The organism is Streptomyces sp. NPDC059957, from assembly GCF_042730015.1.
Taxonomy (GTDB): Bacteria; Actinomycetota; Actinomycetes; order Streptomycetales; family Streptomycetaceae; genus Streptomyces.
This window is the reverse complement of the sequence record NZ_JBHWMB010000017.1, coordinates 44,236-56,265: the sequence shown is the minus strand read 5'-3', so window position 1 is coordinate 56,265 and position 12,030 is coordinate 44,236. Positions and strand designations below refer to the sequence as shown.

Below are 12,030 nucleotides of genomic sequence, written 5' to 3'. Positions count from 1 at the left end.
CAGCTCGCACCAGTCTGCCGTCCAAATACGCTCTTCCGTAGCAGAGTTCACCGCATTGAGCGACAGATATATGCATATCTTGAGGGATCGGCGGAAACGGCAGGACGATGGGTGGCACTCTGGCGTCCAGCACAGATCCGGGGCGGCTTCGCCCCGGTGGGAAAGGGACCGTCGCCATGGCAGATCATCTGGAAGCATCCGTCACTCTGCCGAGCGATCCCGCCTCGGTCGCGGCCGCCCGCCGCTACGTCGCGGACGTGCTGGGCGAGTGGGGACTGTCCGAGGGGAGCGAGGCCGCCGACAGCATCCGGCTCATCGTCTCGGAACTGGCCACCAACTCCGTGCAGCACACCTTCGGCCAGTCGCCGACCTTCACCGTGGACATCCGCCTGGAGCGCGAGGAATGGCTGCGCATCGGAGTCACCGACAGCCACCCGCGCTGGCCCAAGCGGCTCCCGGCCGCCGTCCAGCAGGACAACGGCCGGGGGATGGTCATCATCCGCTGGCTCGCCGCGGAGGCGGGCGGGCGGCTCTCGGTCAGCCCGACCGAGGACGGTGGCAAGACCGTGTGGATCGCCCTGCCCTGGGTGCCGGCCGCCGCCCCGGCGAGGACCGCCACCGGCTGCTGACAGGCCGGGGGGTCACGGCGTCAGGACCCGGCGCGCTCCGCGGCGCTGCGCTCTATGCAGAGTTCGTTGCCCTCCAGGTCGGCCAGTACGACCCAGCCGGTGCCGTCCTGCCGGCGCTGGTCGGACACCAGTTTCGCGCCGAGTCCGAGCAGCCGCTCCACGTTCTCGTCGCGGGTGCCGGTGGTCGGCTGGATGTCCAAGTGGACCCGGCTCTTGCCGGACTTGGCCTCCGGCACCTGGATGAACAGCAGTCCGGTGACCCCCGGCTGCCCCGGGACCAGCGAGATCTCGGGGTCGTCCGCCAGGTCGTCCGGGTGAATGGGCCAGCCGGTCACCTCGGACCAGAACTGGGCCAGCGCGTACGGCTCCTGCGCGTGGAAGGTGATGTGGTGGACGGGGTTCGCGAACATTCGGCTCCTCGTGGCCGGTTCCGTATACGGAACCGGGCTGTGCGATGCCCGGAGTTGAACCGGGTACCTGATCGAAACGTGGGTTAACTCAGTGGAAAAACGCGGCCCTTAGCGTAACGGCCACGTTCCTTCCGCCAATGGTCACCCATGGGCCGGTAAAGCGGCGGTGGGCGGGACGGAAAGCCTTGCCCTGTGTTGGGCAAGACACGCTTGGCTCGGATATGTGCAGGTCAACAAAGTGTTGACGGCCCATAGGGTCGGCTCGGCGCGATGTTGATCATGTCCCGGAAGCTTGGTGATTGCTGTGCAGCTGACCCCCCACGAGCAGGAGAGACTGCTCATCCACGTGGCCGCCGACGTGGCCGAGAGACGCAGGGCGCGGGGCGTGCTCCTCAACCATCCCGAGGCGATAGCCCTGATCACCGCACACATCCTCGAAGGAGCCCGCGACGGCCGGACGGTGGCCGAGCTCATGGCCTCCGGGCGGACCGTGCTCTCCCGGGAGGAGGTCATGGAGGGGATACCCGAGATGATCCACGACGTCCAGGTCGAGGCCACCTTCCCGGACGGCACCAAGCTCGTCACCGTCCACGACCCCATCGTCGACAGGCGGGTATCCGCATGATTCCCGGCGAAATCGTCTACGGGGACGGCCCGGTGCGCCTCAACGAAGGCCGGCCCGTCACCCGACTCACCGTGCTCAACGCCGCCGACCGGCCCGTCCAGGTCGGCTCGCACTACCACTTCGCCGAGGCCAACCCCGGCCTCGACTTCGACCGCCGCGCAGCCCACGGACTGCGCCTCGACATCGCCGCCGGCACCGCGGTCCGCTTCGAGCCGGGCATCCCGGTCGCGGTGAGCCTCGTACCGCTGGCCGGCCTGCGGACCGTGCCGGGACTGCGCGGGGAGACCGGGGGGCCGCTCGATGGCTGACATATCGCGCCAGGTCTACGCCGACCTCTTCGGACCCACCACGGGCGACCGCATCCGCCTCGCCGACACCGACCTCTTCGTCGAGATCGAGCAGGACCTCGGCGGCGGCCCCGGCCGGGCCGGTGACGAGGCCGTCTTCGGCGGCGGCAAGGTCATCCGCGAATCCATGGGCCAGGCCCGCACCACCCGCGCCGAGGGAGCCGCCGACACCGTCATCACCGGGGTGGTGATCCTCGACCACTGGGGCATCGTCAAGGCCGACGTCGGCATCCGCGACGGCCGGATCTGCGGCATCGGCAAGGCCGGCAACCCCGACACCATGGACGGCGTCGACCGCGCGCTGGTGATCGGCCCCGAGACCGAGATCATCGCGGGCAACGGGAAGATCCTCACCGCGGGCGCCGTCGACGCCCACGTCCACTTCATCTCCCCGACCGTGATCGAGGAGGCCCTAGCCTCCGGCATCACCACCCTCGTCGGCGGCGGCACCGGCCCCGCGGAGGGCACCAAGGCCACCACCGTCACCCCCGGACCCTGGCACCTGGCCCGGATGTTCGCCGCGCTGGAGGCCTACCCCGTCAACATCGGCCTGCTCGGCAAGGGCAACACCATGTCCCGCGAGGGCATGTACTCCCAACTGCGCGGCGGAGCACTCGGCTTCAAGCTCCACGAGGACTGGGGATCCACCCCGGCCGTCATCGACGCCTGCCTCACCGTCTGCGAGGAGACCGGCGCCCAGGCCGCCATCCACACCGACACCCTCAACGAGGCCGGGTTCGTCGCCGACACCCTCGCCGCCATCGGCGGACGGACCATCCACTCGTACCACACCGAAGGAGCGGGCGGCGGGCACGCACCCGACATCATCACCGTGGTCTCCGAGCCGAACATCCTGCCCAGCTCCACCAACCCGACCCGGCCGCACACCGTCAACACCGTCGAGGAACACCTCGACATGCTGATGGTCTGCCACCACCTCAACCCCGCCGTCCCCGAGGACCTGGCCTTCGCCGAGTCCCGGATCCGGCCCTCCACCATCGCCGCCGAGGACGTCCTGCACGACCTCGGAGCCATCTCGATCATCTCCTCCGACTCCCAGGCGATGGGCCGCGTCGGCGAGGTGATCCTGCGCACCTGGCAGACCGCCCACGTGATGAAGAAGCGGCGCGGCTCCCTGCCCGGCGACGGACCCGCCGACAACCACCGGGCCCGGCGCTACATCGCCAAATACACGATCAACCCCGCCGTCGCCCAGGGCCTGGCCCGCGACATCGGCTCCGTCGAGACCGGCAAACTCGCCGACCTGGTGCTGTGGAAGCCCGCCTTCTTCGGAGTCAAACCCGAACTGGTCATCAAGGGGGGCCAGATCGCCTACGCGCAGATGGGCGACGCCAACGCCTCCATCCCCACCCCGCAGCCGGTCCTGCCGCGCCCGATGTTCGGGGCGTACGGGCGGGCCCCCGGGCTCAACTCCGTCAACTTCACCGCCCAGGCGGCCCTCGACGACGCACTGCCCGAACGGCTCGGACTCGCAAAGGAGTTCGTCGCCATCGAGAGCACCCGCAAGGTGACCAAGGCGGACATGCGCAACAACGACGCCATGCCGAGGGTGGAAGTCGACGCCGACACCTTCACCGTCACCATCGACGGCGAGGTGGTGGAACCGGCCCCGGCGGCGGAACTCCCCATGGCCCAGCGCTACTTCCTCTTCTGATGGGAATCCAGAGGGGAATCCTGAGAGGGATTCCGATGGGAATCCTGAGGGGAACCCTGAAGGGAAGGGGCCTCGTCCGATGAGCCTCGCCACCCTCCTCGTCCTGGCCGACGGCCGCTTCCCCGCCGGAGGGCACGCCCACTCCGGCGGCGCCGAGGCAGCCTGCAAGGCGGGACGGATCCACGACGCCGACACCCTGGCGGAGTTCTGCCGGGGCCGGCTGCACACCGCCGGGCTCGTCGCGGCCGGCCTCGCCGCGGCGGCCGCCCTCGGGATCGACCCGGCGGCCCTCGACGAAGCCGCCGACGCCCGGACCCCGTCGCCCGCGCTGCGCGCCTCCGCCCGGCGGCTCGGCCGCCAGCTGATGCGGGCCGCCCGCACCACCTGGCCCGGCGCGGAACTGGACGCGCTGGCCGCCGCGTTCCCGCGCGGGGCGCACCAGCCCGTGGTCCTCGGCGTCACGGCCCGGTCGGCGGGGCTCGGGCCGCTGGACGCCGCGCACGTGGCGGCGTACGAGAGCGCGAGCGGGCCGGCCACCGCCACCGTGCGGCTGCTCGGCCTGGACCCCTTCGAGGCGAGCCGGGTCCTGGCCGGGCTCGCCCCCGAGCTGGACTCCGTGTCCCGGAGCGCGGAGCGGGCCGCGCTGCGGGCCCGCACCGACGGTACGCACACCCTGCCCGCGGCCTCCTCGCCGCTGCTGGACATCGCGGCGCAGGCCCATGCCGACTGGCCGGTACGCCTGTTCGCCTCCTGATCCACCCTGCACCCCGCACCGTGCCCCGCACGCCCCGCACGCCCCGCACCCCCTGCTTCAGCTCAAGGAGACCCCCATGCACCTCGACCCCTCCCTCGGCGGTGTGACCTTCCCGCACCGCCACACCCACAGCGCCGAGCCGCTGCGGGCGGACGGGACCCGCCGGGCCCTGCGCATCGGCCTCGGCGGGCCCGTCGGCTCCGGGAAGACCGCCACCGTCGCCGCCCTCTGCCGGGCCCTGCGCGCGGAGCTGTCCATGGCCGTGGTCACCAACGACATCTACACCCGCGAGGACGCCGAGTTCCTGCTCCGCGAAGCCGTCCTGCCGCCCGAGCGGATCAGCGCCGTTGAGACCGGCGCCTGCCCCCACACCGCCATCCGCGACGACATCTCCGCCAACCTGGAAGCCGTGGAGGAGCTGGAGGAGGCCTTCCACGGGCACGGACGGCTCGACCTGATCCTCGTCGAGTCCGGCGGGGACAACCTCACCGCCACCTTCTCCCGGGGCCTCGTCGACGCCCAGATCTTCGTCATCGACGTAGCCGGCGGCGACGACATCCCGCGCAAGGGCGGCCCCGGCGTCACCACCGCCGACCTGCTCGTCGTCAACAAGACCGACCTCGCCCCCCACGTCGGCTCGGACCTGGGCCGGATGGCCCGCGACGCCGCCGCACAGCGCGGCGAACTGCCCGTCGCCTTCCAGTCCCTGCGCGGCGAGGAGGGCGTGGCCCCGGTGGCCGCCTGGGTGCGCGAGCGGATCGCCGCCTGGACCGCCCGGTGAGCCCTACGGCGATCCCCGAAGCCCTCCCCGCGGCGACGGGCGCGCCCGCCTGCCCGCCGGCCGGCCTGCGCGCCACCGCCCGGATCGGCGCCGCCGCCGACGGGCGGGGCTCCACCGCCCTGCCGCTGCTGGCCGGAGAAGGACCGCTCGCCCTGCGCCGCACGCGGGGCGGGCCCGGCGAGGCGGGCGTCATGTTGGTCGGCGCCATGAGCGCCCCCCTGGGCGGCGACCACCTGACGATCGAGGCCACCGCCGGACCGGGCGCCCGGCTGCTGCTCCGCTCGGCGGCGGCCACCCTGGCCCTGCCCGGCCGGCACGGGGAACCCGCGCGGTACGACGTACGCCTCCGGCTCGGGGACGGGGCGGCGGTGCGCTGGCTGCCGGAGCCCCTCGTCTCGGTGCGCGGCAGCGACCTGCGGGTCCGCACTCGCGCCGAACTCGCCCCCACCGCCCGGCTCCTGCTGCGCGAGGAACAGGTGCTCGGCCGCACCGGGGAGGCTCCGGGCCTGCTGCGCGCCCGGCTCACCGTGATCCGGGACGGGCGCTCGCTGCTGGACCAGGAGCTGGCCTGCGGACCCGGCGCACCTGGTGGCTGGGACGGCCCGGCGGGGCTCGCGGGCCACCGGGCGCTGGGACAACTACTGGTGGTGAACCCGGAGTTCGCGAAGGCCCCGCCGCAGGCCCGGATGCTGGGGGAGTTCGCGGCGCTCACCCCGCTGGCCGGTCCGGCCGTCCTGGTCACGGCCCTGGCCCCGGACGCACTGCGGCTCCGCGAACTGCTCGACTCCGCCTGCGCCGCCTACGGCTGGTGACCTCGGGCGGCGGCCACAGCGGACGGGCACCGGACCCGGGACGAACCCGGCACCGCTCAGCGGTACACCCATTTCCGGATATCGGGTTGGCAAAGAACGACCCCGTGCTCTGTCGCCCGCTCCCGGTCAGGCGGGAGTATCCCCTGCACATGCCGACGCACGTCCACTCCGGCACGAACTACGCCGCCCACGGCGGCAGATGACGCAGGGGGAACAATCACGTGATACGCAACGCGGTGCTGGGGAGCGCCGCCACTCTGGTCACCGGCGCACTGGCGGCGAGCCTGCTGCTCGCCCCGTCGGCTTCGGCCACCTCGACGTTCTCGTCGGGCCCCTCCGGCCCCTCCGGCCCCTCCGGCCGCGACAACCCGATCGCCGAGGCGTTCGGCACCCAGATCGCGGCCGCCCGCGCGGCCCGCGCCGGGATCGACTGGAAGGACTGCCCGCCCGACTGGGGCTTCGCGGCGCCCATCCAGTGCGGCTTCGTGAAGGTCCCGCTCGACTACAGCAAGCCCTTCGGAAAGACGATCGAGCTCGCCGTCGACCGCGCGGTCAGCACCGGCACCAAGGAAGAGCGCCAGGGCGCGCTCGTCTACAACCCCGGCGGCCCCGGCGGCTCCGGCATGCGCTTCCCCCGCCGCATCACCACCAAGAGCCCGCTGTGGGTCAACACCGCCAAAGCGTACGACTTTGTGGGCTTCGACCCCCGCGGCGTCGGCCACTCCGCGCCGATCTCCTGCATCGACCCGCAGGAGTACGTCAAGGCCCCCAAGGCCGACCCGGTGCCGGACGGCAAGGCCGACAAGGACGCCCAGCGCAAGCTCGCCGAGGAGTACGCGGACGGCTGCAAGGAACGCAGCGGCGAGATGCTGCCGTTCATGACCACGCCGAACGTCGCGCGCGACCTGGACGTCATCCGTGCCGCCCTCGGCGAGAAGAAGCTGAACTTCCTCGGCGTCTCCTACGGCACCTACATCGCCGGGGTCTACGCGACCCTGTTCCCGACGCACGTGCGCCGCATGATCGCGGACAGCGTGGTCGACCCGTCCCGCGACAACATCTGGTACGAGGCCAACCTCGGCCAGGACGTCGCCTTCCAGACGCGCTGGAACGACTGGGAGGACTGGGTCGCCAAGAACGACGCCTCCTTCCACCTCGGCACCACCCGCGCCGCGGTCGAGGCCAAGTGGCTGGAGCTGCGCGCCAAGGCCAAGGCGAACCCGCTCGGCGGGATCGTCGGCCCGGCGGAGCTCATCGGCTTCTTCCAGAGCGCCCCGTACTACGACTCCTCCTGGGTGCCCGTCGCCCAGACCTGGGCCGCGTACGCCGCCGGTGACGAGCAGGCGCTGATCGACGCCATCGCCCCCGACATGAGCGACATCCAGGGCAACGCCTCGGCGGAGAACGGCAACGCGGTCTACACCGCCGTCGAGTGCGCCGACGCCAAGTGGCCCACCAGCTGGTCCAAGTGGGACCGGGACAACACCAGGCTGCACGTCCAGTACCCCTTCATGACCTGGGCCAACGCGTGGATGAACCTGCCCTGCGCCACCTGGAAGTCCAAGCAGCACCACGCGATCGAGGTCGGGGTCGGCGCCCACCGCGGGCTGCCGCCCGTGCTGATCGTCCAGGCCGAACGGGACGCGGCCACGCCGTACAAGGGCGGGGTCTCGCTGAACCAGCGGCTCGCCGGCTCCCGGCTGATCACCGAGAAGGGTGCCGGCTCGCACGGTGTCACCAACCTGGTGAACCCCTGCATCAACACCCGGGTGGACACCTACCTGCTCACCGGCAAGGTGGACGCCGGAAACGTGACGTGCGACCCGCACGCCACCCCGGTGGCCCCGGCCCCCGTCGCCGCAAAGCTGATCGCCCCGGCCCCGGCCGCCGACCAGCGGGCGATCGACGAACTCCCGGCCATCCGCTAGCCGGACCGGGCGGGAACGCCCCCGCAGCGCACGGGAGAGGCTCAGCGCGTCCTGCGCCGGGCCTTCTTCCGTGCCTGCTCCTCCTCCGCCTTGACCTCGGCGGCGTACCGGTCCACGTACTCCTGGCCGGACAGCGCGAGGACCTCGTACATGATCTCGTCGGTGATGGCCCGCAGCACGGCCCGCTCGCCCTCCATCCCCGCGTACCGGGAGAAGTCCAGCGGCCGGCCGAAGCGGATCGTGACCCGGCGGATCTTGGGGATCTTCTGCCCGGGCGGCTGGATCTCGAAGGTCCCGACCATCGCGCACGGGACGACGGGCACCGCGGCGCCCAGCGCCATCGCGGCTACGCCCACCTTGCCCTTGTAGAGCCGCCCGTCGTGCGAGCGGGTGCCCTCAGGGTAGATGCCGAGCAGTTCGCCCTTGGACAGCACCCCGAGCCCCTCGCGGAGCGCGGCCTGACCGGCGTCCTTGCCGGAGCGGTCGACCGGGATCTGGCCGGCGCTGCGGAAGAAGGCGGCGGTGAGCCGTCCCTTCACGCCCGGTCCGGTGAAGTACTCGGCCTTGGCGAGGAAGGTGATGCGCCGCTTGAGGATCGCGGGCATCAGGAAGTGGTCGGAGAAGGACAGGTGGTTGCCCGCGACGATCGCGGCCCCGTCCTCAGGGATGTTCTCCAGTCCTTCGATGCGGGGCCGGAACAGGAGCCGCAGCAGCGGCCCCAGGATCACGTGCTTGAGCAAGTGGTAGAACACCAGGCGGCTCCCGTCGACGTCCCTTGGTCACGGACATCCTACGGAGCGCTCACCAGGAGGGTGGAGGGTGCGGCTACTCGGGTACCTACTCAGGTTCATGCTCAGGCACTGCCCGAGGCAGCCATTCCCGCGGTCAGCAGCCCCAGCACCACCCAGCCGAACCACAGCCAGCCGTTGCTTCCGAGGGCCACGGAATACGTGGCGATCGCCACCAGAGAGGCGAAGGTCATCACTGCCATCGCCTTCACGGATCCGGTCATGCCCCATGGTGGCGCCTCAAGGCCGTCCCGCGCTACTGGCCACGCGCTTGGAGTGAGGCGAGATACGAGTTGTAGGCCGCCAGCTCCTGGTCCCCGTTGCGGTCCTCGGAGCGGTCGGAGCGCTTCGCGGCCCGCTGTTCCGAGTGGTACCACTGGTAGACCAGCGCGATCAGCACCAGCACCGAGGGGATCTCGCTGAAGGCCCAGGCGATGCCGCCGCCCCACTGCTGGTCGAGCAGCGGGTCGATGCCGAGGGAGGCGGGCGGGTTCGCGTACGTCTTGATCATCGGCTCGCTGCCCATCATCAGCGCGATGCCGAAGAAGGCGTGGAAGGGCATTCCGGCGAACAGCTCCAGCATCCGCATCACGTAGCCGGGGCGGTGCGGGCCCGGGTCCACGCCCATGATCGGCCAGAAGAAGACGAGGCCGACGGCGAGGAAGTGCACCATCATCGCGATGTGGCCGGTCTTGGACCCCATCAGGAAGTCGAAGAGCGGGGTGAAGTACAGGCCGTAGAGGCTGGCGATGAACATCGGGATGGTGAACACCGGATGGGTGATCACCTTCATGTACCGGCTGTGCAGGAGCATCAGCAGCAGCTCGCGCGGCCCCTTGTGACCGCGGGCGGCCGGCGCCAGCGCGCGCAGCGCCAGCGTCACGGGCGCGCCCAGCAGCAGCAGGATCGGGCTGAGCATGCTGATCACCATGTGCTGGACCATGTGCACGCTGAACATGACCATGCCGTAGTCGTTCAGCTTGGTGCACATCACCAGGGCCACGCTCAGCACGCCGATGGTGAAGGCGACGGTCCGCCCGACCGGCCAGGAGTCCCCGCGCCGGCGCAGCCGCAGCACGCCCCACCCGTACAGCGCGAGGCCGAGGAGCGAGCCGATGAGGAAGAAGGCGTCGAAGGAGAACTCCAGCCCGCGCCCGAGGATGAAGGGCGGCAGGTCCATGTCGTGCATGTCCATGCCGTCGTGCGCGAGGTAACTCAATCTCTTCACTCCCTTGACCCGTGGTGCCCCACCACAGTAATGCCGCCCCCGGACGGGAAATCGTCCGGGGGCGGTGGTCAGGAGAGGGAAAAGATCACAAAACGTTCTGCGCCTCGGCGTAGCGCTCGGCCGGGACCGTCTTCAGGGTCTGCACGGCCTCGTCGAGGGGGACCATGACGATGTCCGTGCCGCGCAGCGCCGTGAGCATCCCGAACTCGCCCCGGTGGGCCGCTTCCACCGCGTGCCAGCCGAAGCGGGTCGCGAGGACGCGGTCATAGGCGGTCGGGGTGCCGCCGCGCTGGACGTGGCCCAGGATGACCGGCCGGGCCTCCTTGCCGAGGCGGTCCTCCAGTTCGACGGCGAGGCGGTTGCCGATGCCGGCGAACCGCTCGTGGCCGTACATGTCGGTGCCGCCCTCCTCCAGGGCCATCGAGCTGCCCTCGGCGGGCTTGGCGCCCTCGGCGACCACGACGATCGCGAAGCGCTTGCCCTGCTCGAAGCGTTCGCCGACGATCGCCGTCAGCTCCTCGATGTCGAAGGGGCGCTCCGGCACGACGATCGCGTGCGCGCCGGCCGCCATGCCCGAGTGCAGGGCGATCCAGCCGGTGTGGCGGCCCATGACCTCCACGACCATCACGCGCTGGTGGGACTCCGCGGTGGTCTTCAGCCGGTCCAGCGCCTCGGTGGCGACCCCGACGGCGGTGTCGAAGCCGAAGGTGACGTCGGTGGAGGCGATGTCGTTGTCGATCGTCTTGGGGACGCCCACGATCGGCAGGCCGCCCTGCGAGAGCAGGTTCGCGGCCTTCAGCGTGCCTTCGCCGCCGATCGGGATGATGGCGTCCAGGCCGAGATCGGCGACGTGGCCGCGGGCCCGCTCCACGCCGTCGCGCAGATGGGCGGGCTGGACCCGGGAGGAGCCCAGAATCGTTCCGCCACGGGCCAGGATGCCGCTGACGGCGTCCAGGTCGAGCTTGCGGTAGTCGCACTCCAGGAGGCCGCGCCAGCCGTCGTGGAAACCGATGACCTCGTCCCCGTGGTCGACGACGGCGCGGTGCACGACGGAGCGGATGACGGCGTTGAGCCCGGGGCAGTCGCCTCCGGAAGTGAGCACACCTATGCGCATGGCAGGGAGGACCTTTGCAACGTGGGCCGACGACCGGACCACGTCGTCCGGTTGGAACTACCCAGCACCCTACAAGCGGATCGAGGGTGGACTGAACCATCCTCCACATGCTGGTCAGATCAGTCGTACGAAAACACGTCGGCCCGGATCCCACCAGGGGAATCCGGGCCGAACAACGGGTGCCGCGAGGGCTACGCGGGCTGCGTGGCCGCCGCGATGCGCTCGGCGCGCAGCGCCTCGTACCAGCGGTCGTCGATGGGCGGCAGCGCGTTCACGTCGAGGGCCAGCTTCAGCAGCAGGTCCGCGATCTGCGGGTTGCGCGCCATCACGGGACCGTGCATGTACGTGCCGAACACCGTGTCGTTGTACGCGCCTTCGGTGCCGTCACCGGTGCCGTTGCCCCGGCCCATCGTGACCCGCGCGAACGGCCTGGCCGTCGGGCCGAGGTGCGTGACGCCCTGGTGGTTCTCGAAGCCGGTCAGCTGCGGCAGCCCGAGCCGCGGGTCGATGTCCCCCAGCACGTCGCCGACGCAGCGCTCGCCCTCGCCGCGCACGGTCACCACGTCCAGCAGGCCGAGGCCCTGCTGGCGCTCGCCGACGTCGTTGACGAACTCCTGGCCCAGGATCTGGTAGCCGGCGCAGACGGAGAAGACGATCGCCCCGTTCGCGACGGCGCGCTCCAAGCCGCCGTCGCGCACCAGACGCTCCGCGGCCAGCCGCTGCGGCCGGTCCTCGCCGCCGCCGATCAGGTAGATGTCGCCCGAGGTCGGGATCGGCTGGTCGCTGCGCACGTCCACGCGCTGTACGTCCAGGCCGCGCCGGCGGGCCCGGCGCTCGACGACCAGGGCGTTGCCCTGGTCTCCGTACGTGCTGAGAAGGTCGGGGTAGACCCACACCAGACGCAGGCTGTTGTCGCTCATGCTCTTGTCCTTATGGGTA

General features: G+C 71.2%; 14 protein-coding genes. 8 read left to right on the top strand and 6 right to left on the bottom strand.

Annotated features, from left to right (window positions below):
- Window positions 1-176: 176 nt before the first annotated feature.
- Window positions 177-629, top strand: coding sequence for an ATP-binding protein (locus ACFWBW_RS14115; protein ID WP_385371825.1), 453 nt, complete (start codon window positions 177-179; stop codon window positions 627-629).
- A 20-nt stretch (window positions 630-649) separates the two neighbouring features.
- Here ACFWBW_RS14115 and ACFWBW_RS14110 read toward each other — a convergent pair whose 3' ends face one another.
- The gene (locus tag ACFWBW_RS14110; RefSeq protein ID WP_385371822.1) at window positions 650-1,039 is read right to left on the bottom strand and encodes a VOC family protein; all 390 of its coding nucleotides are present in this window, start codon (window positions 1,037-1,039) and stop codon (window positions 650-652) included.
- A gap of 304 nt (window positions 1,040-1,343) precedes the next feature.
- Between ACFWBW_RS14110 and ACFWBW_RS14105 the strand changes: the two genes are divergently transcribed.
- The 7 genes from ACFWBW_RS14105 (at window position 1,344) to ACFWBW_RS14075 (ending at window position 7,961) form a co-directional block, all read left to right on the top strand.
- The gene (locus tag ACFWBW_RS14105) at window positions 1,344-1,664 is read left to right on the top strand and encodes an urease subunit gamma (protein ID WP_385371993.1); all 321 of its coding nucleotides are present in this window, start codon (window positions 1,344-1,346) and stop codon (window positions 1,662-1,664) included.
- Window positions 1,661-1,972, top strand: coding sequence for an urease subunit beta (locus tag ACFWBW_RS14100; RefSeq protein ID WP_385371819.1), 312 nt, complete (start codon window positions 1,661-1,663; stop codon window positions 1,970-1,972). Before ACFWBW_RS14105 ends, ACFWBW_RS14100 begins: the two co-directional genes overlap by 4 nt.
- A complete protein-coding gene (locus ACFWBW_RS14095) occupies window positions 1,965-3,686 on the top strand; it encodes an urease subunit alpha (protein ID WP_385371816.1) in 1,722 nt (573 codons plus the stop codon). Before ACFWBW_RS14100 ends, ACFWBW_RS14095 begins: the two co-directional genes overlap by 8 nt.
- Before the next feature lie 79 nt (window positions 3,687-3,765).
- On the top strand, window positions 3,766-4,440 hold the full coding sequence (locus ACFWBW_RS14090; RefSeq protein ID WP_385371813.1) for an urease accessory protein UreF: 675 nt from the start codon (window positions 3,766-3,768) through the stop codon (window positions 4,438-4,440).
- Window positions 4,441-4,516: 76 nt separating this feature from the next.
- Window positions 4,517-5,221: an urease accessory protein UreG gene (gene ureG, locus ACFWBW_RS14085; RefSeq protein WP_385371810.1), complete on the top strand. Its 705-nt coding sequence runs from the start codon at window positions 4,517-4,519 to the stop codon at window positions 5,219-5,221.
- Between the two features lie 11 nt (window positions 5,222-5,232).
- On the top strand, window positions 5,233-6,033 hold the full coding sequence (locus ACFWBW_RS14080; RefSeq protein WP_385371990.1) for an urease accessory protein UreD: 801 nt from the start codon (window positions 5,233-5,235) through the stop codon (window positions 6,031-6,033).
- 221 nt (window positions 6,034-6,254) lie between these two features.
- Window positions 6,255-7,961, top strand: coding sequence for an alpha/beta hydrolase (locus ACFWBW_RS14075; RefSeq protein WP_385371807.1), 1,707 nt, complete (start codon window positions 6,255-6,257; stop codon window positions 7,959-7,961).
- 41 nt (window positions 7,962-8,002) lie between these two features.
- Here the strand turns inward: ACFWBW_RS14075 and ACFWBW_RS14070 are convergent, their stop codons facing one another.
- The 5 genes from ACFWBW_RS14070 to ACFWBW_RS14050 all read right to left on the bottom strand — a co-directional run bounded on the left by ACFWBW_RS14070 (window position 8,003) and on the right by ACFWBW_RS14050 (window position 12,011).
- Window positions 8,003-8,713: a lysophospholipid acyltransferase family protein gene (locus ACFWBW_RS14070; protein ID WP_385371804.1), complete on the bottom strand. Its 711-nt coding sequence runs from the start codon at window positions 8,711-8,713 to the stop codon at window positions 8,003-8,005.
- Window positions 8,714-8,814: 101 nt separating this feature from the next.
- Entirely contained in the window at window positions 8,815-8,973 is a 159-nt protein-coding gene (locus ACFWBW_RS14065; protein WP_385371801.1) for a hypothetical protein, read from the bottom strand.
- Between the two features lie 32 nt (window positions 8,974-9,005).
- A complete protein-coding gene (locus tag ACFWBW_RS14060) occupies window positions 9,006-9,944 on the bottom strand; it encodes a cytochrome c oxidase assembly protein (protein WP_385371987.1) in 939 nt (312 codons plus the stop codon).
- Between the two features lie 118 nt (window positions 9,945-10,062).
- Window positions 10,063-11,091: a 6-phosphofructokinase gene (locus ACFWBW_RS14055; protein WP_385371798.1), complete on the bottom strand. Its 1,029-nt coding sequence runs from the start codon at window positions 11,089-11,091 to the stop codon at window positions 10,063-10,065.
- Window positions 11,092-11,282: 191 nt separating this feature from the next.
- Window positions 11,283-12,011 carry a type 1 glutamine amidotransferase gene (locus ACFWBW_RS14050; RefSeq protein WP_385371795.1) on the bottom strand — a complete coding sequence of 243 codons (729 nt, stop codon included), beginning with the start codon at window positions 12,009-12,011 and terminating at the stop codon, window positions 11,283-11,285.
- Between the last annotated feature and the right edge of the window lie 19 nt (window positions 12,012-12,030).